At 63.7% G+C, this 22,514-nt stretch carries 23 protein-coding genes and 1 tRNA gene; 8 read left to right on the top strand and 16 right to left on the bottom strand.

Annotation, left to right across the window (positions count from 1 at the left end; genetic code table 11):
* Window positions 1-37: 37 nt before the first annotated feature.
* The 3 genes from BRA1417_RS0125960 to BRA1417_RS0125970 are packed head-to-tail and all read right to left on the bottom strand — an operon-like array spanning window position 38 to window position 2,835.
* Complete coding sequence (locus BRA1417_RS0125960; protein ID WP_027518305.1) at window positions 38-1,216, bottom strand: trans-acting enoyl reductase family protein; 1,179 nt, start codon at window positions 1,214-1,216, stop codon at window positions 38-40.
* Window positions 1,217-1,230: 14 nt separating this feature from the next.
* Window positions 1,231-2,013 carry a DUF169 domain-containing protein gene (locus BRA1417_RS0125965; RefSeq protein WP_027518306.1) on the bottom strand — a complete coding sequence of 261 codons (783 nt, stop codon included), beginning with the start codon at window positions 2,011-2,013 and terminating at the stop codon, window positions 1,231-1,233.
* Window positions 2,014-2,067: 54 nt separating this feature from the next.
* Window positions 2,068-2,835 carry a YdcF family protein gene (locus tag BRA1417_RS0125970; RefSeq protein WP_035969538.1) on the bottom strand — a complete coding sequence of 256 codons (768 nt, stop codon included), beginning with the start codon at window positions 2,833-2,835 and terminating at the stop codon, window positions 2,068-2,070.
* Between the two features lie 185 nt (window positions 2,836-3,020).
* On the opposite strand from BRA1417_RS0125970, the gene BRA1417_RS0125975 reads away from it, so the two are divergent.
* The 3 genes from BRA1417_RS0125975 to BRA1417_RS0125985 all read left to right on the top strand — a co-directional run bounded on the left by BRA1417_RS0125975 (window position 3,021) and on the right by BRA1417_RS0125985 (window position 4,911).
* The gene (locus BRA1417_RS0125975; protein WP_027518308.1) at window positions 3,021-3,962 is read left to right on the top strand and encodes an acetamidase/formamidase family protein; all 942 of its coding nucleotides are present in this window, start codon (window positions 3,021-3,023) and stop codon (window positions 3,960-3,962) included.
* Window positions 3,963-4,161: 199 nt separating this feature from the next.
* Window positions 4,162-4,359 carry a hypothetical protein gene (locus BRA1417_RS0125980; RefSeq protein WP_007603456.1) on the top strand — a complete coding sequence of 66 codons (198 nt, stop codon included), beginning with the start codon at window positions 4,162-4,164 and terminating at the stop codon, window positions 4,357-4,359.
* Window positions 4,360-4,431: 72 nt separating this feature from the next.
* Complete coding sequence (locus tag BRA1417_RS0125985) at window positions 4,432-4,911, top strand: GcrA family cell cycle regulator (RefSeq protein WP_027518309.1); 480 nt, start codon at window positions 4,432-4,434, stop codon at window positions 4,909-4,911.
* A 306-nt stretch (window positions 4,912-5,217) separates the two neighbouring features.
* On the opposite strand, the gene BRA1417_RS0125990 is transcribed toward BRA1417_RS0125985, so the two are convergent.
* On the bottom strand, window positions 5,218-6,774 hold the full coding sequence (locus BRA1417_RS0125990) for a porin (protein WP_027518310.1): 1,557 nt from the start codon (window positions 6,772-6,774) through the stop codon (window positions 5,218-5,220).
* A gap of 405 nt (window positions 6,775-7,179) precedes the next feature.
* Between BRA1417_RS0125990 and BRA1417_RS0125995 the strand changes: the two genes are divergently transcribed.
* A complete protein-coding gene (locus BRA1417_RS0125995; RefSeq protein ID WP_027518311.1) occupies window positions 7,180-7,686 on the top strand; it encodes a MarR family winged helix-turn-helix transcriptional regulator in 507 nt (168 codons plus the stop codon).
* A 10-nt stretch (window positions 7,687-7,696) separates the two neighbouring features.
* On the opposite strand, the gene BRA1417_RS0126000 is transcribed toward BRA1417_RS0125995, so the two are convergent.
* From BRA1417_RS0126000 to BRA1417_RS0126010, 3 genes are all read right to left on the bottom strand, one after another.
* Complete coding sequence (locus BRA1417_RS0126000; protein WP_027518312.1) at window positions 7,697-8,815, bottom strand: S9 family peptidase; 1,119 nt, start codon at window positions 8,813-8,815, stop codon at window positions 7,697-7,699.
* A gap of 275 nt (window positions 8,816-9,090) precedes the next feature.
* Window positions 9,091-10,062: an SDR family oxidoreductase gene (locus BRA1417_RS0126005; protein WP_027518313.1), complete on the bottom strand. Its 972-nt coding sequence runs from the start codon at window positions 10,060-10,062 to the stop codon at window positions 9,091-9,093.
* Between the two features lie 146 nt (window positions 10,063-10,208).
* Window positions 10,209-11,114, bottom strand: a complete 906-nt coding sequence (locus tag BRA1417_RS0126010; RefSeq protein WP_027518314.1) for a dihydrodipicolinate synthase family protein — start codon at window positions 11,112-11,114, stop codon at window positions 10,209-10,211.
* Window positions 11,115-11,445: 331 nt separating this feature from the next.
* On the opposite strand from BRA1417_RS0126010, the gene BRA1417_RS0126015 reads away from it, so the two are divergent.
* Both BRA1417_RS0126015 and BRA1417_RS0126020 read left to right on the top strand, forming a co-directional pair.
* Window positions 11,446-11,685 carry a hypothetical protein gene (locus tag BRA1417_RS0126015; RefSeq protein ID WP_007603449.1) on the top strand — a complete coding sequence of 80 codons (240 nt, stop codon included), beginning with the start codon at window positions 11,446-11,448 and terminating at the stop codon, window positions 11,683-11,685.
* Between the two features lie 297 nt (window positions 11,686-11,982).
* Complete coding sequence (locus BRA1417_RS0126020; protein WP_027518315.1) at window positions 11,983-12,783, top strand: hypothetical protein; 801 nt, start codon at window positions 11,983-11,985, stop codon at window positions 12,781-12,783.
* 308 nt (window positions 12,784-13,091) lie between these two features.
* Here the strand turns inward: BRA1417_RS0126020 and BRA1417_RS42060 are convergent, their stop codons facing one another.
* From BRA1417_RS42060 to BRA1417_RS0126060, 8 genes are all read right to left on the bottom strand, one after another.
* Complete coding sequence (locus BRA1417_RS42060) at window positions 13,092-13,427, bottom strand: hypothetical protein (protein ID WP_156948930.1); 336 nt, start codon at window positions 13,425-13,427, stop codon at window positions 13,092-13,094.
* 85 nt (window positions 13,428-13,512) lie between these two features.
* Window positions 13,513-13,590: transfer RNA gene (locus BRA1417_RS0126030), tRNA-Pro, on the bottom strand.
* A 110-nt stretch (window positions 13,591-13,700) separates the two neighbouring features.
* On the bottom strand, window positions 13,701-14,279 hold the full coding sequence (locus BRA1417_RS0126035; RefSeq protein WP_007611070.1) for a MerR family transcriptional regulator: 579 nt from the start codon (window positions 14,277-14,279) through the stop codon (window positions 13,701-13,703).
* Between the two features lie 27 nt (window positions 14,280-14,306).
* The gene (locus BRA1417_RS0126040) at window positions 14,307-14,648 is read right to left on the bottom strand and encodes an integration host factor subunit alpha (protein WP_018456841.1); all 342 of its coding nucleotides are present in this window, start codon (window positions 14,646-14,648) and stop codon (window positions 14,307-14,309) included.
* A 133-nt stretch (window positions 14,649-14,781) separates the two neighbouring features.
* Complete coding sequence (locus BRA1417_RS0126045) at window positions 14,782-15,762, bottom strand: beta-ketoacyl-ACP synthase III (RefSeq protein ID WP_027518317.1); 981 nt, start codon at window positions 15,760-15,762, stop codon at window positions 14,782-14,784.
* Window positions 15,759-16,820, bottom strand: coding sequence for a phosphate acyltransferase PlsX (plsX, locus tag BRA1417_RS0126050; protein ID WP_027518318.1), 1,062 nt, complete (start codon window positions 16,818-16,820; stop codon window positions 15,759-15,761). The genes BRA1417_RS0126045 and plsX overlap by 4 nt, the downstream gene beginning before the upstream one ends.
* Before the next feature lie 296 nt (window positions 16,821-17,116).
* Entirely contained in the window at window positions 17,117-17,680 is a 564-nt protein-coding gene (locus BRA1417_RS0126055) for a DUF177 domain-containing protein (protein ID WP_027518319.1), read from the bottom strand.
* A complete protein-coding gene (locus BRA1417_RS0126060; RefSeq protein ID WP_027518320.1) occupies window positions 17,677-18,240 on the bottom strand; it encodes a ubiquinol-cytochrome C chaperone family protein in 564 nt (187 codons plus the stop codon). The genes BRA1417_RS0126055 and BRA1417_RS0126060 overlap by 4 nt, the downstream gene beginning before the upstream one ends.
* A gap of 98 nt (window positions 18,241-18,338) precedes the next feature.
* Here BRA1417_RS0126060 and BRA1417_RS0126065 point away from each other — a divergent pair, with 98 nt between their 5' ends.
* Window positions 18,339-18,824, top strand: a complete 486-nt coding sequence (locus BRA1417_RS0126065) for an outer membrane protein assembly factor BamE (RefSeq protein WP_027518321.1) — start codon at window positions 18,339-18,341, stop codon at window positions 18,822-18,824.
* Window positions 18,825-18,910: 86 nt separating this feature from the next.
* Entirely contained in the window at window positions 18,911-19,912 is a 1,002-nt protein-coding gene (locus BRA1417_RS0126070) for a tripartite tricarboxylate transporter substrate binding protein (RefSeq protein WP_027518322.1), read from the top strand.
* A 305-nt stretch (window positions 19,913-20,217) separates the two neighbouring features.
* On the opposite strand, the gene BRA1417_RS0126075 is transcribed toward BRA1417_RS0126070, so the two are convergent.
* A complete protein-coding gene (locus BRA1417_RS0126075; RefSeq protein WP_027518323.1) occupies window positions 20,218-22,338 on the bottom strand; it encodes a sodium-translocating pyrophosphatase in 2,121 nt (706 codons plus the stop codon).
* Window positions 22,339-22,514: the final 176 nt, after the last annotated feature.

Raw genomic sequence — 22,514 nt, forward strand, 5'->3', positions numbered from 1 at the left:
GCCTCTCCCCGCAAGCGGGGAGAGGCGAAGAAAGCGCCTAGCCTTCCACCTCGAACGTCAGCCCGGCGTTCTCGACCAGCCGCTTGATCAGCTTGTGCTGCATCGCCGCGCCCGGCGTCCAGAAGCCGGCCGCGACGTCGGTCGTGTCACGCAGCATGCAGATGGCGCATTCGGAGATCATCTTCGAGGTCGAGCCGTAGCCGGGATCGCGGTCGCCGGTGACGCCGGCGCGGACCATGCGGCCATCAGGTGCGATCGCGATATAGAGCAGATCGAACAGACCGCTTTCACGCTCTTCCTTCGACGGCCCCTCGCCCGGCTTCGGTGCGTCGGGGCCGGTCTTGCCCGCATTGGCAGCCATCACGAGCTTGGCGTTGGCCTCGCCCTTCTCGCCGGGACCGGTCAGGACCATCTCGTCGTAGATGAAGTCCTGGCCGTAGGGGAATCCCATCAGCATGTTGGAGCGGTGAACGTTGCGCGTGTTGATCAGCGCCATGGTGAACGGCGCCGCCCACGATTGCAGATCCTCCTCGAAGGCCAGCCTGTTGCCTTTCGGCTGCTTCGGGCCGGTGAAGCCGGGCGTCAGCGCAAAATGGTCGTTGAGGATGGCGACAAGGCTGAGATCCTTGGCCACCGCATCGAAGGTCGCCTTCGCGCTCGCGGCGGTGCCGCCCGAGAGCGTGCCGCGCATGTCGCGCACACGCCCTTTCACCCGCGGGGCCGGCGCGCCGAAGACACGTTTGGCCTCTTCCTGGACGAAGAACGTGCCGAGCTCGAACGGCACGGAATCGTAGCCGCACGAAAACACGATCCGCGCGCCGCTCTCTTTCGCAGCCGTCTCGTACTTGTCGATCATCTGGCGCATCCAGATCGGCTCGCCGCAGAGATCGAAATAGTCCGTGCCGGTGGCGACGCAGGCGGCGAGCAGTTCCTCACCATAGAACTGATACGGGCCGACGGTGGTGATCACCGACATCGTCCGTTCCGCCATCGCCTTCAGCGAGGCCGGGTCCGACGCATCCGCGACAATAAGCTCTGTATTCCCGGGTGCGCCGATCGCATCGCGCACCGATTTCAGCTTGCCGAGGCTGCGGCCCGCCATCGCCCATTTGAGCGAATGGTCGCTCTTGTAATGCTGGGTCAGGTATTCGGCGACGAGCTGGCCGGTAAAACCGGTCGCGCCATAGACGACGATGTCGAATTTCGCAGAGCTCATGGTCGGCCTTTACTTTACTTCTTCGCGTAGCTCACGCCCATGCCGGCACGGACGTCGCTTTGAATCCCGTAGGGCGGGATCGGATAACGCAGGCCGTTCTTCGCCAGCGCCTTCATGCCCACAACCGCCTTGGCGAGATGTTCCGGCTTCAGGGCCATCAGCATCTCCTCGTCCGGCACGCCGCCATAGCGCCGTTCGGCATAGCATGGCAAGGACAGGCTGGGCTCACCGCTTTTGAGCGCCCTGCCCCAGGAATCGGCGCAAGCGGTCTCGCCGACCACGCCCCATTCGAACTTCTTGTAGCCGGTATATTGCAGCCCGTTGATCAGGATGATCATCTGCCCCGGCGTCGCATAGACGAGACAGATGTCAGGCGGGTCGAGCCGGCCGCTCGCCAGCGGGCTGACTGCGAGCGCCTGATATTGCCCGAACGGAACCACGTCCAGCGCCTCCTGGCGCTTGCGCGCGTCCTCGGCCGTGCCGTGCCAGACCCCGACATAGTTTTCGCCCGCGAGCCATTTCTCGTCCTGCGGTGCAAGGCCGATCACCGCGCGGCACTGTGCGCCGACGAGATCGTCGGCCGTGATGCCGACGGTCCAGCCCAGACGCGCCGCCATGCTGACGATCTGGTCGGTGGTGTGGACCGCGTTCGGCCGCCGGATTTTCGGGATTGCCTCCATGTCCGCGGTGCGCGCGAACAGCTTCATGCCGATCACTGTGGTCTTCAGCCGCAGCAGGCCGTTGAGATCGGCGACGAGGCCGGCAAGATCGATGCTGTCTGCACTCTGCTGTTGCATGGCGTCCTCCGGCCGGCAGTCGCGCGCCGGCGCTGTTATTGTTCTTGAACGGTTCTAGTCCTTCGCCGGTCCCGGGAGCAACTCGCCAGTCCGGCCCATCAGGCGGTAGGCGACGAGCCCGATCCATTCGCGCACGGCGACCTCGGTTCGGCCGAGCCCGTCCGCGCCGACTTTGGTGAAAGAGAAGAGATCATCACGCCCGCCCATTCGCCAGTCCACGGGATAGGCTTCGACGTCAAACCCCGCCTTGCGAAAGATCCCCATCGAACGCGGCATGTGAAAGGCCGACGTGACCAGGAGCCAGCGTTCGCCCGGTTTGGGCGCCACCAATTGTTTGGTGAAGATGGCATTCTCGTAGGTGTTGCGAGAGTCGCGCTCGAGGATCAGGCGCTGCTTCGCGATGCCCAGATTCTCCAGGATCGGCGCGGCGTAGTCGGCCTCCCGGGAGTCCGTCGAAACCAGGTTCGCGGTGCCCCCGGTGAAAACAATCCGCGTGTTCGGATAGCGGCGCGCGAGCTCGGCCGGCGCAAACAGGCGATCGGCCGCGTGCGCGACGACTGGTGTGCGGTGCGCCGCCGACAGATCGGTGTCGACAGAGCCGCCGAGCACGATGATGCCGTCGGGCGCGCCGCGCGACGGATCCCACGGCGGAAAACGCGACTCCAGCGGATAGAGCAAAAGGTTGCCGAGCGGCGAAAACGCGGCGAGCGCCAGCAGGATCAGCGTGGCCGCGGCGAGCTTGCGGCCGAATGCGGCAAAGCGCGTCGCCATCAGGACCACCGAGACGATCCCGAGCTCGATCATCAAGTTGATCGGCAGCACCGCAGTGCCGAGGGTCTTGGACAGGACAAAAAGCAGGGGAGCCTCGCTGGAATGATCGTGACTGGTGCGCGCGGGCTTGACCCGCCCGTCGATCTTCAGAAAGCTTCTTGGAAGAGGATCGATTGCCTGGTCAAGCCCGGCCGTCGCACATGGGAAGCTCAGAGACAACCGACCAGAGGCGGCCAATGACCCATCACCACCTGCATTCCAGCCCCGAGACCTGTCATTGGGGCTTCTTCGAAGCCGCCCTCAAGCCCGTCCTCACCATCGCGAGCGGCGACGAGGTCACGGTCGACACCATCAGCGGCGGTCCGGACATGCTGCCCGACGGTAGCAAGTTTCACATTCCGCCCGAGATGCACGCGGTTCATGCCAAGAACGAGCGCATGCTGCCCGGCCATATCCTCACCGGCCCGATCGCGGTCGAGGGGGCCGAGCCCGGCGACGTCCTCGCGGTCGAGATCCTCGACGTCCAGCTCCGGCAGGATTGGGGCTGGAACATGATCAAGCCGCTGTCCGGCACCCTGCCCGACGATTTCCACGAGACGCGCATCCTGAACATCCCGCTCGACCGGTCACGGATGGTCGCCCGCATGCCGTGGGGGCTCGACCTGCCGCTCAAACCGTTCTTCGGCGTGATGGGCGTTTCGCCGCCGCCGGCCTGGGGCCGCATCTCCTCGCTGGTCCCGCGCGCCATGGGCGGCAATCTCGACAACAAGGAGCTTGGCGCCGGCGCGACGCTGTACCTGCCGGTGTTCGTCCCGGGCGCGCTGTTCTCCTGCGGCGACGGCCATGGCGTGCAGGGCGACGGCGAGGTCTGCGTCACCGCGATCGAGACCGCACTCCAGGGCCGCTTCCGTCTGACGCTGCGCAAGGACCTCAGGCTCGACTATCCCCGCGGCGAGACGGCGACGCATTACATGACCATGGCGATGGACCCCGACCTCGACCAGTGCGTGGTGCGGGCGCTGCGCGACATGATCGTCTTGCTCGGCGAGAGGCGCAATTTGTCGCGCGAGGACGCCTATACGCTGTGCAGCCTGGCGGCCGATCTGCGGGTGACCCAGACCGTCAACGGCTCCAAGGGCATCCATTGCATGATCGAAAAGGCGATCGTGCACGGCTGAGCCGACCTGCCACGCCTGACCTGTCGATGCCGCGCCGCGGCCTGCCTTCTCGCGCGGCGTGCCTTGTCACGCCTGATTTCCCCCGCGATTCCAACAGGCTGAACAGTCGCCGCACGCTGCATTTGACTTCCGCCGCCAAACCTAAATAGAGTCTTAATCGTTACTTTTATGTACCCGAGTAAGAGGCTAGCGTTCGTCCATGGCCACCGAAAAAGCCGAGACTGACCGCATTCCCGTAACCTTGGCGCTCTCGACCATCACCTATCTGGAGAAGCTGGTGAGACAGGGCACCCACGGCACCAGCGTTCCCGGCGTCGCACGTACCTTGATCGAGGAAGGCATTCGTCTCGCCATCAAGGACGGGCTTTTGTCGATTCGCGACAATGGCAGGACGTGAGCGCGCGCCGAACGTGAGGCGGACGGATCTCGAGAGGCGGATGGCCGACATCTGCAACCTGGGACCGTTACAATGCCTGTTCTCTCACCCACCTGGACCGACGAACGCATCGAACTTCTGAAGCAGCATTTCGAGGCCGGCCTCTCCTGTCGCGAGATCGCCGCCGACATCGGCGTCAGCCGCAATGCCGTGATCGGCAAACTGTCCCGCCTCAATCTGACGCGCGGCCGGACCATCGACGACCGCAAGGTTCAGGACAGGGGCTTGGCGCCTGCGCGCACATCGCGGACCGTTCCGCGCCTGCAATACGAGATGCTCGCCACGATCTACGGCCAGACCGGTGCGCCGATGGTCGCCGCTCCGATCGACGACGCCAATCGCTGCTCGCTGCTCGAGCTTGCCGAGAACCGCTGCCGCTGGCCAATCTCGACGCCCGGCGCGGACGATTTCTGCTTCTGCGGCAACTCCGCGCCCGACGGCCAGTCCTATTGCGCCGGCCACAGCCGCCTCGCCTACCGGCCGAATTCCCGCGCACGCGTCATGCGCGGCTAAGCCGAGTCCTGGAGGCGAGTCCTGAAGCCGTGTCCCAAAACGAAAAACCTCCGGCAGGGCATTGCCGGAGGTTTCTGGAGGTTTAGCATCAAGTCAGAGCCGCAACTTTCGTCATCGGCTGATAACTATATAGCTTAGTAACTCAGGTAAGTAAATAAATTTGGGCCGATCGAATCGCATGGCTCGTCTTCGTCGCCCGCACGGGCCGCGGGATTTTCCGAACGCCCGTTTCGCAAAAAGCTCGCCTCGTAAAAAAAGCCCCGGCGGTGTCCCGCCGGGGCTGCGTCATATTCGAAGGTCTTGAGCTTACCAGTTGCGCTGGGCGCGAACCAGCAGGCTGTAGGTGTCCTGGTCCTTCAGCTCATAGGCCGCTGCAGGCTTGGCAACGCTGGTGAGCGCCGGCGTCGTGATCACGCCCGAGTACTTCTGATCAAGATGGCTGTAGGTGAAGTCAGCCGAGAAGGTCAGGTTCTTGACCGGGGTCCAGCGGGTGATGACACCGATCTGGCCGATGTTGAAGTCCGGGTTGCAGGTGCCGGTCAGGGTCGCGAACGCGGCGCTGCCGCAGATCATGCCCTTGGCCGTGCCGCTGTAGTTGACGGCAGCCCACGCACCATAGAGCGCCGAGTTCCAGTACGGGCTCCAGTTGTGGGTGTAGGCACCACGGAAGCCGTAGGTCTTGGTCAGCTCGAGGCCGCTGCCGGGTGCGAACACCGCGTCAGACACGCCGGCGAAGCCGATGCTCTGATAGGCGCCACCCGAACCGCCGAACATCGAGTAGTTGGTCGCTGCCAGCTCCTGGAAGTTGTAGCGGCTCGCGCCGTCGGTGTAGACGCCCGAGATGTTGATCACGTCCCCGGCGCCGGTCGGGATGTTCTTGATCCCCAGAGCCAGCTGGACGGCCCAGCCCCACTTGTCTTCAGGATGACCGGTGGCTTCGCTCGCGCCGTAATAGGCGACATGGTTGTCGTGCGCCGCGACCGAGGCCTGGAACAGGCCCCAGGCCTGGTCGACACGGAGGGTGCCGACGAGATCGGGGGCGCGGGTGCCGCCGAGATCGTTGGAGCCGTAGGCACCGCCGAGGACGCCGGTGGTGGACATGCCGGCCGTATTCCAGAGGGCGGTCTGGAAGACCTGCGTCTGGTCCTGGGCCGAGACGATCGCCGTCACGCCCTGGCCGAGATCGGCGGTGTAGGTGAACTGGGCAACACCGTTGGTGCTGCCGCTGCCGCCGACGAGCTGGTCGAAGTTGTTGCCGGGATAGTTGATCCAGGGCGCGTCGAACTGCGACACGGCCTTACCCATGGTGAAGCCGGCGAACTGGATGAAGGCGTAGTAGACGCCGAGCGCGCCGCCCGAGATCCCCCCGTCGGTGCCGTTGATGGCCCCGCCGCTGGACCCGATCAGACCCGTGCCTGCGGCGTTGACGCCGAGCGTGCTGCTGTACTGGGTGGCACCCGTTCCCGAACCGGCGCCGACATAGTTGCCGGTCGTCCAGGTGAAGACCGCATCGAAATAAGTGCGGACAACGCCGTACTCGGTCGCGGTGCGCGTGTCGATGTTGAGATCTTCACGAGCGCGCATCGAGTAATAGTTCGTCAGGCGGTTGTTCGCCGCGAAGACGTTGTTGTACTGGGCGCTGTAATTGCCGCCGGCATTGAGCGCCACTTCGGCACGCAGATAGCCGCCCAGCTTGATGCAGGTGTCGCTGCCCGGGATGTAATAGAAACCCGCGCCGTAGAGCGAGCAGACCTTCACGTACTCGACCGCCTTGGCCTTGACCGGAAGATCAGCCGCCTGAGCTCCGCCGACGGCGATCAGACCCGCCGCAGTGCCGAGCAAAAGGCTCTTCACCACTTTCATATTAAAACCTCCAAGTTGCTCATGTTACGAAGACCGGACCGTGAGGCCCCCCAGATCCCCGTTTTTCAAATCCGCTCGGCCGCTTTGCGCTTTCGGACACACCCTCTTTCGACGCGAGGGCCGTGAGCAAACCACCTGCAACGGGACGATCGAGTACCCCCCACCGTCACGACGCAATATGCCTGCGCCGTTCACTAATCAAAATACCTTATTTGATCAGGTTTGTGGTTTCCCCAAACCTGTGCCCAGTGCGCAACACCACGGCGACGCGATTCCATGAGCTGATCATCTTTGTAGTTTTAGTGACGAAATTACCCTGCTCTGCACTTGCGTCAGAGCAGGCTTGCGTGGACTATGGCTTGCACGACACCGGCCGCATACAAATCAGATCACGGGAGTGACGCTGTGTCAGCGACGAGGAAAGAAGGGGCGCGCCTCCGCTCCATCGGCAATCTGGATATCATCAGGCGCTTCACCTGGGAGATATCGTCGATCAACATGTATCTGGAGGAGCTGCGTCAGTTCTGGGCGAGAACGCTCGGCATCAGCGGCCCGCAATGGCTGATCCTGATGGCGATCTCCGACCTCGACAAGGACGACGGCATTCCGGTCAACGTCGTCTCGAAACTCCTCCACGTCGATCCGTCGTTCGTCACCACCCAGTCCAAGCTGCTCGAGAAGAAGGCCCTGTTGCGCCGCCGCCCCTCGCCAACCGACGCGAGGGTGGTGCGGCTGTCCCTGACCGAGAAGACGCAGAAGCACCTGGCGAGCCTCAACGAGCAGTACAAGACGATCAGGGAATTCGTGTTCCAGGAGTTCGACGAGAAAGAGCTGACGGAATTCACCACCAAGCTCGCGATGTTGAAGACCCGTCTCGAAAAGGCCTGCGTCCGCCTGACCCTCGACTTCTGAGGCGACGTCCTCAGATGCGCCCCGCGGCGCCGAGCCGCGACTCGAGCCAATCGAAGATGTATTCATTGGCGAGGCTCGGATTGTCCGCATGGCCCTGCGCCGCGCCCGTTTCGGCCGCGGTGAACACCTTCAACATGACATCCGAACGGCCGAGCCGGGACGTCTGGACGATCTGACGCGCCCGATCAGCCTTGAGCCAGCCGTCCTCGCCGAGCGTGATCAGCACCGGACAGTCGGCGCTAGAGGCCATCAGCGGAGCGTGCGGCACCGGAACGATGCTGACGTCGCTCATCGCGAATCGGCTGGCAAAGAACGCCCGCTCGTGCAGATCCCACAGGCCGCCATCGCAGACGGCGGCGGCAAGCCGCGGCTCCTGCAACACCGCGCGCGCCACGAAGGAAGAGCCCCAGCCGTCGGCGACGATCGCGACGCGTTCGAAATCGACCTCGCTGCAGGTCTCCAGATAGTCCATGACGCACGGGATCGCGCTCTCGAGATCCCGGCGGCGCAACAGCGCGTCGAGACAATCGTCGCGCTGGTCGCCGAACAGGTCCAGCGCCAGCAGCGAGAAGCCGCGCTCGCGCGCGTGCGGCGCGAGCTTGAACAGAAACTCCTCCTTGCGGTGGCCGGGCTCGCCGATGCAGATCACGGTCGGAGCTCGCACACGTTCCGACGGCGCGTACGCGGGCAGGAAATAGCCCTGCAACGAATGTCCGTCGAGCCAGGGGATCGTCATGACCTCGCCGGCCGGATCGCGCGCGGCGAGGAAGCGGCGGGCGCAATCCTGCATCGCGAGGACCGCGACCCAGCGGCGCTCGTCCGCTTGATCGAGCGGCATTGCGGCCGCGCTGTAGTAATTCATGGCGCGGAGCCAGTTGCGCTGCGCGGTCGCCCTGTGACCTTCCGCGAACGCGGCCTCGGCACGATGCCGATTGGCCTGCGCCAGCTTCTTCCACTCGCGATGCCAGGACTGGTCTTCGCCCCGCTTCAGCTGCCGCGCGATCATCAGGCATTCGGCGATCGTGGCGCCGCCCTCCTGGGCCGCGGTCAGGAGCCTCGTGAACTCAGCGGAGATGTCCTCTCGCTCCGGGCAAAGGATCCAGTCGTCGGAGAGGCATGCGGGTATCATCGTGAGCTACGCTCTGGTCATCGCCTTACACATGTTGAGTAAACTATTTTGGTTCCCTGACCAAGCTGCCGTGCGCCGAATGAGAGCCGTTCGACATCACCATCGCTTGAACGAATGGGGCGTGTCGCATGCGTGACATTCCAATTCGTCATGAGTGGCCGAACACTGGCAGAAACGCCGGCAGCGAACTGGCAAGAGGTGGCACGCGAAATTGCCTGCGCGCCTCTTGCCATGATGCTCATCATACCTATATTCGCGCGCGCTCGGCGGCCGCCTCAGCCGAGACGCCAGCCGACCTCCTGCGTAAAACTTTCGTAGAAGGATCTTTCGTAGGCCTGCTCCGGTGTGGCGCGCACGCGCTCGTCGAGGCGCTTTGCATCCTCGCCCACGAGAATGCGCCATTGCTCCGCCTTGACCCCGTCGAGGATGATCCTGGCGGCCTGTGCCGCCGTCGTCGGCGCGTCCTCGAGGAAGCTGCGGGCGCGCTCGGCGAACGCCGCCTGGATGTCCTCGTCCGCCATCTTGTCGGCATCCGGCACGCCGGCCGCGACCATGCGCTTGCGGGTCAGCGCGACCTCGTCGGCGTTGAGCCGCTCCGAGCCGTCGGCGCTCTGCACCTTGCGCGAATTGGAGACGATCGAGGTGCCGATATGGCCGGGCATCACCACCGAGCATTTGACGTGCGGCGCGTGCAGGCGGAGGTCGTTGATCAGCGCTTCGGTAAACCCCTTCACGGCGAACTTCGCCGAGCTGTAGGCGGTGTGGGACTGGTTCATGCCGATCGAGGCCCAGAAGCCGTTGACGCTCGCGGTGTTGACGATGTGGGCCTCGTCCGCCGCGACCAGCATCGGCAGGAAGGTGCGGACGCCGAGATAGACCCCGCCCCAGCAGATGTTGAAGGTGCGCTCCCACTGCTCGCGGGTGTTGGTGAACAGGCTGCCGCCGCCACCGATGCCGGCGTTGTTGAACAGAAGATGGATCCGGTCGGTCTTCTGCTGCTCGGCGAGCTCGTCGCGGAATCGCTTGAGATGATCCTCGATCGAGACGTCGGCGACATGGGTCGTGACGCGCAAGCCCTGCGGCAGCTTCTCCACCTCGCACAGCCGCTTGGTCTCGGCCAGCGCGGCTTCCGAGACGTCGCACATCGCGACATTGCAGCCCTCGGCGACGAGCTGCCGCGCGAGCTCGCGTCCCATTCCCGTGCCGCCCCCGGTGATGACGGCGATCTTTCCTGCAAAATCCTTCATGGGACTTTCGGCCCCTCCCCTTGTCGGTATGTTTCTTCACAGCTAGCGCCGTGCGCATCGGAGCGCGCACAAAATGTAGCAGCGCCGCATCCGCAGGTAAAAGCGGATCGGCGCTGCCATGTTCACCACTAATTTCAGGGCGTGGACTATTCAGCCGCCTCGACGCGCCCGTTCAACGCGCCGAGCCCGTCCAGCGCCTTGCGGATCGCCGCCTGCTGCGCGCTTGAGGCCTCCGGCATCGGCGCGCGCGGATAAGTCCTGGGCAGGCCCTGCAGCGTCTGCGCATAGCGCGTGCAGGCCGGCAGATTATCGGCGATCACAGCGTTCCACAGCGTCAGCAGCTTCTTGTGCAGGTCGAGCGCGCGCGGATGATCACCCGCCTTCACCGCATCCCACAGCGCGACGGAGGCATGCGGCGCCGCGGTCAGGATCGCGGCGATCGAGCCATGAGCCCCCAATGTGTAGGACGGATACATCAGCGCATCGACCGCGCTGTAGATCAGCTTGTCAGGCGCCATCATCATGAGGTCGGCGAACAGCTTCAGGTCCCCCGCGCTCTGCTTGACGCCGACCACCAGCGGCACCTCGGTCATGATCCGCGTCAGCAGCGCCGGCGACAGATACGACCACGGCACCACGTTGTAGATGATGATGGGCATGCCGGTCTCATCAGCCATGGCGCGGAAATGCGCCACCATCGCCTCGTCGTCCGGCTTGAACAAATAATGCACCGGCGTGACCTGGAGCGCGGCGACATTCATGTCGCGCACCAGCTTGCCGCGGCGGATCGCATCGCGCGTGGAATCGACGATGATGCCGGCGATCACGGGAATGCGCCCCTTCACCGCCGCAACCGTCGCCTCCATCAGGTCGCGATATTCCTCGTGATCGAGCGTGTGCCCCTCGCCGGTCGAGCCGCCGGCTGCGACGCCGTGCGCGCCGGCGCCGATCATCCAATCGACCTGTGGCGCCACAAGCGTGTAGTCGATCTCGCCATCCTTCCGGAACGGCGTCGTCATCGGCGGGATCACGCCGGTCGGTCGTGCCTTCATGGTCTGCCCTCGCGTTTCCATATCCCTTGTGGCGGCCCCACTCTTTTGGCGGGTGGCCACGCCCTTCCGAGCCTACCGGCTGCACGCGGCCTGTGAAGCGCCACCGGCGCGGCGCTGCCCCCGGAATTCGACATCCCTGCGCTGATCTCCCGCCCGGTTCTCCGTATTTGCCCGGCTTCGGTTTAGGGGCAATTTTTTTACAATCCGAATCGCTAAATGGAGTCCGGACGCTGGGTCGAGTCGGCCAGGCCAGCGTGTTGTTTGCGTCACAGGCTCTGGCACTCCGCTTGCATCCTCTTCGTGGTCAGAAACTACCGATGAGGTGACTGGAATGTTCGTGACCGTCGTTGCCGTGCTCTGCCGGCTGAGTGCAGCCAGCTCAGGCAGTTGCATCGAGGAAATCGTGACCGACAGCAACATGACGCCCGAGATGTCGATGATGCAGTGTGCGATCGGCGCACAGGCCCCATTGGCGAAATGGATGGGCGAGCATCCGATCTACCACGCCAACTGGCGGCTCGATCGCTACAAATGCGTTCCGGGTCGCTACGAGATCAAGGGCCACGCGTAAGACCCCGCAAAACTACTGATACCAAGACGACGGACCAAGACTACCAACGAGGAAACGCCCCGGAGGCCGACTGGTCTTTCCGTGCGGGCACCGACAGCGCCAGACCCCATCGCGGCGGCGCCCTTTGTGACAACGATCACGCAGCCCCTAAAGCCACTTCCCGCGCGATGATTGCACGCGCTCGCCGCTTCACGCGTTTTGTCTGCATGGCAGCTACGGGGCCAGCAGCAGGACTGCCCAACTCTCGCTCTTGGCGGCATCGTCCCTCGCGCCTTAGATTGCGCCGGGGTGACCTCAATGAAGAACAAGGCCGAATGCAGAGCGATCGATGAACCGCTACCGCCCGAGTTTTTGGAGGCACTTAACCTTTGCACGAAACTGATATCTGTCCGCGCAACGGGGGACCCGGACCGCCTGACGGCGGCGAACGACAGCCTGAGGGCCGACCTTCTTGGTGACCCGCCCGTGCCAACTCTCATATCGGCCGCTGATCAGCCTGTTGTCACTTTGCTTCACTCTTTCCTTGAGCTGATGCAGGTACCAAACCATTTCAAAGCTATGGCGACAATGGTGCGCCTATATCCGTGGGGAGGAAAAATCTCCCGGTCGCAGCATATGGAGAGCTGTTACTACCTTATCGTCCACGAAACCTACATTTTAGAAGAGCGCCTGAAGGCATTCACAAAAGCTTTGATCGAATGCGCCACGTCGCAATCGTTTGAGGTGGATCTGTCATCTGCCCACAAGTATGCAATCAAGTTGCACAACGCGTTTTTCGGGGAGATGGTGGCTGCGAGAGGAATCCATGTGCATCAACGTTCTTACGTTCCCAGGGAGATAAAGCGCCTAGGGACGCTAGAATTGCTAATGCTTAATCCGTTGAATGATCCCACAATAGACGCGGCGCTTTGGCGATTTCTGCATCGATTAGCCTTTCGCGACGCCCGCAAAAAATGGATCAAGAATGCCGATGATGCATCAAAAGCTGCGCAATACGTAATTGGGCATTTACTCGTTCAAACACAGCTGGTCTGGCGAACGGTAATGCAGGAAGAATTGAATAAGTTAGAGCCGATCGGAGCGTCGACTAATCTCTAGATCCTGCAATTGACCTTACCGCAACACGATACATCGCCAGAAGCGATGGGAATTAAAAAGTGGAGACGCAACGAGGCGCGGAGAATTACGCTGACAGTCCACTCATTTGATCGAGACACAGGTGGTGGAATATTCGAGGTAGGTGGCCCCGCAAAACGTGTACCTCTAGGAAAGCCGACGTTCCCTAAGCTCCCGAATATGCCGTCCGCTTGCGACCGCCCTCTCTGCGCCCAAGTTGGTCGTATGGCGCGACTTCATGCCTGCCTCCTGAACGAGTTCTCTATGCTTCTGGCTGCAGAGATAGGCCATCACTCCGGCAATGTTCTGCTTGTCTGAACTTTGATCAGACAATCGCGCCAAGCTCTTGCGCCGCAGACAATCCTCGTGTGCGAGTTCGTCACGAAGGACAGCGTGAGCCGGTCAGTTCTCTCTGCCAGCCGGTCGCCTGCCGGCGTCGGCGACGCGGTCAGTGTGAACATGCCGAGCAGAGCAACACGACACCGGAGCTGGCACGAGATGACATTATGCTCCTGTTTTGCCCGACGCATCAAATCGCTTCGGAAAAACCTCATCCCGCCGATGACTTCGCTACTGTGCATGGGGTTGTTTTCGGCATTTTGATTTTCCAGCCACCAAGCAGCCATCCCTCCGATCGTGGCCCATGCGTCACCGGCGGCAGCTGGCTCCGCGCCGCCCCTCAATCCAGCCGACAGATGCTTTGAGAAAAAATGGTCGGAGCGAGAGGATTTGAACCTCCGACCCCTAGTCTCCCAGACTAGTGCGCTAACCGGGCTGCGCCACGCTCCGAACGTCGTTCCATTAGCTAGGATCGCCGGTTTGCGCAAGGCGAGGTCACACCATTTTGCTGCCTCCGCCGAAAGGCACCGGAACTGCCCCAACGCCGAGGAGATCCGGCGTCAGGCGTCCTTGAGCGCCTGATCCAGCATTTCGCGGCAGGCGATGAGCTCGGCGAGCACCCGTCCGAGGCGCTCGCGGTCGATGGCGCTGGGGCCGGCGGGCGCGGCGGGGGTGCCGCCCTTGCGGAAGGTGGTGAGGATTTCCTCGTCGTCGGTCTCGGAGAAGCGGAAGTCGATGCCCTCCTCCTCCTCGCCCTGGTAATCGTCATCGTCGCTGTCGCGGGCGCCGCGGACGCCGGTCTCCTCCTCGGGCTCCATCAGGCTGGCGCCGACGGCGTCCTCGATGGCGCCGAACGAGACCGCGGCCGCGCTGTCGGCAAGGCCCTGCACCGATTTGACGCCGTGTTCTTTCAGGATCCGCTGCACCCCGCGGATGGTGTAGCCCTCGCCGTAGAGCAGGCGGCGGATGCCCTTGAGCAGGTCGACGTCGTCGGGGCGGTAATAGCGACGGCCGCCGCTGCGCTTCATCGGCTTGATCTGGGAGAAACGCGTCTCCCAGAACCGCAGCACGTGCTGCGGAATGTCGAGTTCCTGCGCTACTTCGCTGATGGTTCGGAACGCATCCGGCGCCTTGTCCAAATGCCAAATCCTTATCCGGAGGGCGGATTACGCCTCGGGTTGCGCCTTGCTGGCGTCGCCATTGGTGCGGTGCTGGGCATTGATCCGCTGCTTCAGGATCGCGGACGGCTTGAATACCATGACCCGGCGCGGCGAGATCGGCACCTCGGTGCCGGTCTTCGGGTTGCGACCGATGCGCTGACCCTTCTTGCGGACCATGAAGGAGCCGAACGAGGACAGCTTCACCGTCTCGCCTTTCTCAAGGCAATCGGTGATCTCCTTCAGCACGAGTTCCACGAAGGCAGACGATTCCGTGCGCGACAGCCCCACCTTCTGGTAGACGGCCTCACACAGATCGACACGCGTTACGGTTTTACTTTGATCGGTCATCGCCCTGCCCCACATCACGGCGAACAATTGTTGTCTGAAATTATGAGCTTACGATACGGCGGTCAACAGCGCTCATCAATGCAGGCGCATCGATAATCCGCGCTGATTCGGGCAAAATTTTATCGACTGTGGCTTACCAGCGCACCAGCGCGGAGCCCCAGGTGAAGCCGCCGCCCATGGCTTCGAGCAGAACCAGGTCGCCGCGCTCGATGCGGCCGTCCTTGCGCGCCACCGACAGCGCCAGCGGGATCGAGGCCGCCGAGGTGTTGCCGTGAAGGTCCACCGTCAGCACCACCTTCTCCGGCGCGATGTGGAGCTTGTGCGCGGACGCGTCGATGATTCGCTTGTTGGCCTGGTGCGGCACGAACCAGTCGATGCTGTCGGCATTGAGCCCGGTCGCCTTGAAGGCATCGACGATCACGTCGGTGATCATGCCCACCGCGTGCTTGAAGACCTCGCGGCCCTCCATGCGCAGATGGCCGACGGTCTGGGTCGAGGACGGGCCGCCGTCGACGAACAGCTTCGCCTTGTGACGGCCGTCTGAGCGCAGATGCGTGGTCACGATCCCGCGGTCGGTTGCGGCATTGCCCGGCTGCTCCTGCGCCTCCAGCACCACCGCGCCGGCGCCGTCGCCGAACAGCACGCAGGTGCCGCGGTCGGTCCAGTCGAGGATGCGCGAGAAGGTTTCCGCCCCGATCACCAGCGCGCGCTTGAAGGCGCCGGTGCGCAGGAAATTGTCGGCGGTGGCGAGCCCGAACACGAAGCCCGAGCACACCGCCTGAAGGTCGAAGGCCGCGCCGTGGTTGATGCCGAGCCCGTGCTGGACGGCGACCGCGCTCGCGGGGAAGGTGTTGTCAGGCGTCGAGGTCGCGAGCACGATCAGGTCGATCGACTGCGCGTCCACGCCGGCGTCGGCGAGCGCAGCCTGCGCCGCCTTCAGCGCCAAGTGCGAGGTGAACTCGCCCTCGGCCGCGATATGCCGCTCGCGAATGCCGGTGCGTTGCACGATCCACTCGTCGGACGTGTCGATGCGCGCCGCCAATTGGGCGTTGGTCACCACCTGCTCCGGCAGATAAGAGCCGCAGCCCAGCACGACCGAACGAATTTGAGTCACGAAACAGCCTCCTGCGCGGCCTGCACGGAATTGAGTGCACCACCTTCGCGGTTGAGCATCTGATTGATCTTGTTGAGGAGATCGAATTTGACCATCTCATAGCCAACATCAATCGCATAGGCAAAGCCTTCGGCAGCGATTCCGCCATGGCTCTTGACCACGATCCCGTTCAATCCCAGCAACACGCCGCCGTTGGATTTGTTCGGATCCATCTTGTTGCGCAGGGCCTGGAAGGCGTTGCGCGCAAAGAGATAGCCGAGCTTTGAGAGCCAGCTCCGCTTCATCTCGTCCCGGAGCAATTCCGCCATCTGCCGTGCGGTTCCCTCCGCGGCCTTCAGCGCGATGTTGCCGCTGTAGCCTTCGGTGACGATGACGTCCGCCACGCCCTTGCCGATGCCGTCGCCTTCGACGAAGCCGAGATAGTCGAGCTCGGGCAGGTTCCTGGCGCGCAGGATTTCGCCGGCCTCGCGAATCTCTTCGTGCCCCTTGATCTCCTCGACCCCGATATTGAGCAGGCCGACCGTGGGACGCTTCTTGTTGAACAACACGCTGGCCATCGCTGCGCCCATGATGGCGAGCGACACCAGATGGTGGGTATCGCCGCCGATGCTGGCGCCAAGGTCGAGCACCACGGAATCGCCGCGCCTGGTCGGCCACATGCCGGCGATGGCCGGACGGTCGACGCCCGGCAGCGTGCGCAGGTGGAAGCGCGACATCGCCATCAGCGCGCCGGTATTCCCGGCCGAGACCGCGACATCCGCCTCGCCTTTTTTCACCGCATCGATGGCAAGCCACATCGAGGAGGTCCTGCGGCCGCGCCGCAGCGCCTGGCTCGGCTTTTCCTCGCCGCTGACCGCGACATCGGTATGGATGATCCTCGAGGCGGCCTTCAGCGCGGGGTGGCGGTCGAGCTCGGGCTCGATCTTGGCGCGGTCCCCGATCAGCAGGAATTCGATCTCGCGATGCCTATTAAGCGAGATGGCGGCGCCTGGAATGACCACGGCGGCGCCGGCGTCGCCCCCCATGGCGTCAAGCGCGATGCGAACCTTGCTTGGCATAAAAGTCCTGGAAACCTGGTCTGGTGCGGTCTTGAACGAGCGGGGCCGCAAATGGGTTCGCCACGAACATGGCGGTCGGTCAAGCGCCACGCCGCGCCCGGACCGGGGCGCGACAATAGCGTTTTGTTGTCCCGAAACAACCTCTTGCCCCCAGCCTTTTGCATTGGGGACGATCCGGGCGCAGACGGCCGAATTCGCAAGAAGTGCATCAAAATCAAACAGATAATCGAGCTTTTCAAACCACTGCCGCAAACATCTCGCCCGGTCGCAAAGCGGTCCTCTGGAGAAGGCGGCACCTATTTGTCTTTCTTCCCGTCCTGAAGTGCCTTCAGGACCGCGAAGGGGTGGTCCTCCGGATCGGGGGCGATGACCTCGGCCTCAAACACGACCCCCGGCTTGCGCGGATAGGGATCGACCGCCAGGAACAGGACATCGGTGGCAAGTCGCCCGAGGTCGATGATGCCATTGACGATCGCCTCAGGCGGATCGGCGACCTGCTCCTGATCGTCGTGCCCCTCCTCCATCAGGTCGGCGAGGCGGCGGACCTCGGCCTCGGGGGCGAATATCAGGTCCACTTCCTCGTCGATGTCGCTCTCCATCGGATCAAGCGTGACCACACAGGTCTGGCCGATCCGAGCCCGGACGTGCCCCGTGACCTGGATCCGATTGCCGCTTTTCGGCACGACATCGAAATCGGCCTGGACCGAGACAACCTCGCGCAAGCCTGCCGTCTCAGCCATGGCCTGCCGCTCGGCGGCCGAGGCCTCGAGCTTGCGATGCAGGCCGGTGTCCGGGATCTGGGCAACGATGATGGGCACCCGCCAGGGATCGGGCCCGGATGCTGGTATCGGTCGGGTCATGGCGTGACATCCTCAGGGAGCGCTGGGGGAAACTTGAAAGACGCGGCCAACACTGCGGCCTCGCCGGTCTGGGCGAGGTCGGCCTCGGCAGCCCTGGCATAGGCCGCGAGCCGCCGCGCCTGATCCATGCCGGCCCCATTCAAGATATTCTTGCAGACCGCCGATGCCAGCGCCTCGCCGCCGCTTTCCATGGCCTGATCGTAGGCCTGGACCCGGCCGTAAAACGCCTCGCCGAAGGCCCGCATCCGCTTCGGCACGGTCTGGTCGCCGATCCCCATCTCGCGCAGATTGTCGTCCATGTCCTCGCAGAAGCGGTCGAACAGCGCCTGCGACAGCTCGGTGGCGCCTTGTCGGGGGGCGCCCTGGACCGTGCGGAGGCGGCGCAGCAGCAGCCAGAGGTGCAACAGCAACAGATCGAACCGCCCGTCAACGGTATCCGGCACGCCCAAGTCGCGGTAAAATATGGGTTCTCGCGCCTGCGTCACGATCATGCCATAGATGGCTTCAATGGTGCCCGAGGCTAGGCGGGGTTTCCTGAAGTGATTGAACGGCCAAAGCATTGTGGTTTCCGCAAGCGGGCGCGCGCGTGTTGCATTCAGAGCCTCCGCCCGGTACTTCAGCGCCTCGCGCGACGCAAGGGGACGGAATCAGTTCCGCTATGACGATAACGAACCAGACCAGCCTGCGTGCAGACAAGCGGCGCGGCCTTCAAGCACGTTGGCGCGGCTTGCGCCTGTTCGCGGCCGCGGCCCTGGTCGGCGCTGCGCTTGCGGGCTGCACCGGCGAGCAGTTCCAGAAGGGTTACATCCTGCCGCCCGGCGCGCTGGAGCAGATCCCGATCGGCGCGAGCCAGGACCAGGTGCTGATCGTGATGGGCACCCCCTCCACCGTCGCAACCCTGGACGGCGAGGTGTTCTATTACATCTCGCAGCGCTCGGAGCGCGTGGTCGCCTTCATGAATCAGAAGGTGGTCGATCAGCGCGTCATCGCGGTCTATTTCGACAAGAACCGGCGCGTGCGCCGGCTTGCGAATTACGGCCTGCAGGACGGCAAGATCTTCGACTTCATCAGCCGGACCACGCCGACGTCGGGCCAGGAGATGAGCTACCTCACGCCTATCTTCAAGCTGCTCAGCTTTAACTGAGCCTTCAGCCTGCGGCTTCGTGCGGCTTGCCGTTGCGCGTCCTGTTCCATACGCTCCCTCCAAAACAAGCTGCAGGGAGTGGATTCGTGCCCAATAAATTGCTGTCCCGCCGTCGCGTGCTCACCGGTGCTGCCGCCCTCTCGGCCGCAGCGATCCTGCCGCGCTCGAGTCTTGCGGACTGGAAGCCCACCGAAAACGTCCGCCTCGTCGTGCCGGCTGCCGCCGGCGGCTCGACCGATGTGATGGGTCGGCTCCTGGCCGCGCATCTGCAGACCGCATGGGGCCAATCGGCCGTGGTGGAAAACCGCTCCGGCGGCGGCGGTACGATCGGCACGGCCGAGGTGGTCCGCGCCAAGCCGGACGGTCACACCATCCTGATCGGCAATCCCGGCCCGAACGCGATCGCCTACAGCATCTTCAAGAACCTCACTTACAAGCCGGACCAGCTCCAGCCAGTCTCCAACATGATCCGGATCCCGAACATCGTCTCGGCTCATCCCAAGACCGGCATCAAGTCGATCGCCGAGCTGGTCGCCTATCTCAAGGCCAATCCGGACAAGCTCAGCTACGCCTCCTCCGGCGTCGGCCAGAGCCCTCACCTCACAGGCGCCTGGTTCCTGCAGCTCACCGGCCTGAAGATGACGCATATCCCGTTCCGCGGCGCCGGTCCCGCGCTCCAGGCGGCGCTCGCCGGCGACATCCAGATCCTGTTCGACAATCTCTATCCGAGCCTGCCGCAGGTGCAGAACGGCACCCTCACCGGCCTCTGCGTCACCACGACCGAGCGCAGCGAGCTCGCGCCGAACCTGCCGACCATGCGCGAGAGCGCGCCGGAGCTTGCGGCTTTCGACGTCTCGTCGTGGTTCTCGGTGTTCCTGCCGAAGGGTGTGCAGCCCGCCGTTGTCGAAGCGCTCAACCTGCAAGTGAAGGCGATGCTCGAGCGCGACGACATCAAGAAGAACATTGTCGCCATGGGCGCCCGCGCCGACTACGGCACGCCCGACCAGTTCGCCGCCTTCGTGGACGCCGAGACGAAGAAGTTCGCCGGCATCATCCAGAAGGAAGGACTGCAGATGGACGTGCAGTGACGGGGTCGGTCTGGGGCGCCGGGGCTTTGATCCAGTTGAAAACGAGGAGCACCGCCGCCGCCAGCGCAACCGCCAGGAGGGTGCGCGGCTGAAGCGAGCCTGATCTCCTGGCGCCGGTTTGCGCTTTGCCGCAGCTTGGACAGAGGATCGTGCCCATCGGCATATCGCTGCCGCACTGATTGCACCTGGTCATCTCGAACTTCATGGTGCCTAACCTCTCCAGAAGAATCGCCGCATTCGGCCGGCAGCCGACAAAAAACCCGCGGCTTGCACCGCGGGTTTGTCGCAGGAGAGCTGCCTCTGGTTCAGTGCGCGAGCACCGCCAGCAGCAGCAACGCCACGATGTTCGTGATCTTGATCATCGGGTTCACCGCCGGACCTGCGGTGTCCTTGTAGGGATCGCCGACCGTGTCGCCGGTCACGGCCGCCTTGTGAGCATCACTGCCCTTGCCGCCGAAATGTCCGTCCTCGATGTACTTCTTGGCGTTGTCCCAGGCGCCGCCGCCCGAGGTCATCGAGATCGCGACGAACAGGCCGGTCACGATCACGCCGAGCAGCATCGCTCCGACGGCCGAGAACGCCGCCGACTTGCCGGCCGGCCCGCCCCCCGCGATCGCATAGATCACGAAGTAGACGAAGATCGGTGACAGCACAGGAAGCAGCGAGGGGATGATCATTTCCTTGATCGCCGCCTTGGTCAAAAGGTCGACCGCCTTGCCGTAATCCGGCTTGTCGGTGCCTTGCATGATGCCCGGCTTCTCGCGGAATTGGCGCCGGACCTCCTCGACGATCGCGCTCGCCGCGCGGCCCACGGCGGTCATGCCCATCGCGCCGAACAGATACGGCAACAGACCGCCGAACAACAGGCCCACCACGACGTAGGGGTTGTTGAGCGAGAAGTCCGGTTTGACGCCGGCGAAGTAGGCGTGGTGTGCGGAGTCCGCAATGAAGAACTTGAGATCCTCGTTGTAGGCCGCGAACAGCACCAAGGCGCCGAGACCGGCGGAGCCGATCGCGTAGCCCTTGGTCACCGCCTTGGTGGTGTTGCCGACCGCATCGAGCGCGTCGGTCGACTTGCGAACCTCCTTCGGCAGGCCCGCCATCTCGGCAATGCCGCCGGCGTTGTCGGTCACCGGGCCGAACGCGTCGAGCGCGACGACCATGCCGGCGAGCGCGAGCATCGTGGCGGTCGCGATCGCGATGCCGAACAGGCCGGCGAGGCTGTAGGTGACCAGGATACCGGCGATGATGACGAGCGCGGGCAGCGCGGTCGATTCCATCGAGACGGCGAGGCCCTGGATCACGTTGGTGCCGTGGCCGGTTACCGAGGCCTGGGCGATCGACTTCACCGGACGATAGTCCGTGCCGGTGTAGTATTCGGTTATCCAGATGATCAGCGCGGTAACGGCGAGACCGACCACGCCGCACTCGAACAGCGCCATGCCGGTATAGTCGACGCCGGCGAGCTTGCCGAAGCCGATCAGGTAATAAATCACGCCGGCGATGCCGACCAGCGACAGGACGCCGGTTGCGATCAGGCCCTTGTAAAGCGCGCCCATGATCGACTGGCTCGGCCCGAGCTTCACAAAGAAGGTGCCGATAATCGAGGTGATGATGCAGATGCCGCCGATGGCGAGCGGCAACGTCATCATGTCGGCGAGGATCGGCGTCTTGGCGAAGAAGATCGCCGCCAGGACCATGGTGGCGACCGCGGTCACCGCATAGGTTTCGAACAAATCGGCGGCCATGCCGGCGCAGTCGCCGACATTGTCGCCGACGTTGTCGGCGATGGTGGCCGGGTTGCGCGGATCGTCTTCGGGGATGCCGGCCTCGACCTTGCCGACGAGGTCGCCGCCGACGTCCGCACCCTTGGTGAAGATGCCGCCGCCGAGACGGGCGAAGATCGAGATCAGCGAGGCGCCGAAGCCGAGCGCCACCATAGCGTCGATGACGACGCGGCTGTCAGGCGCAAGCTTCAGCGAATGGACCAGGAAGCCGAAATAGAGGGTCACGCCGAGCAGCGCGAGACCCGCCACCAGCATGCCGGTGATGGCGCCCGCCTTGAAGGCAAGCTCGAGACCACCCGCGAGCGACGTCGTCGCCGCCTGGGCGGTGCGCACATTGGCGCGGACCGAGACGTTCATGCCGATGAAGCCGGCCGCCCCCGACAGGATCGCACCGATGGCAAAACCGATTGCTACGTAGAGCCCCAGGAAATAGGCAAGCAGCACGAAGATGACGATGCCGACCATACCGATCGTGGTGTACTGACGCCGCAGGTAAGCCTGTGCGCCTTCGCGCACCGCTGCCGCGATTTCCTGCATGCGCGGAGACCCCGCATCCGCGCTCAACACCGAAGACGTCGCCCAGATCGCGTAGACGACGGAAAGCACTCCGCAGAGCACAATCAACCATAATGCTGTCATGTGATTTTTTGCCTCAGATCCTTGATGAACGTACCCCCGGCGCCTTTTGTTTTTCCGTCGTGCGGTGCGGCGCCTTGATTTTGAACAAGGCCGCTCCTTGCCCGAAGGCGCGGCCCTAGTCGGTCACGACCTTGCCAAAATCAAATTGAGGGTGCAACGCCGGATGAGCCGAAAAA

The organism is Bradyrhizobium sp. WSM1417 (genome assembly GCF_000515415.1).
GTDB lineage: Bacteria > Pseudomonadota > Alphaproteobacteria > Rhizobiales > Xanthobacteraceae > Bradyrhizobium.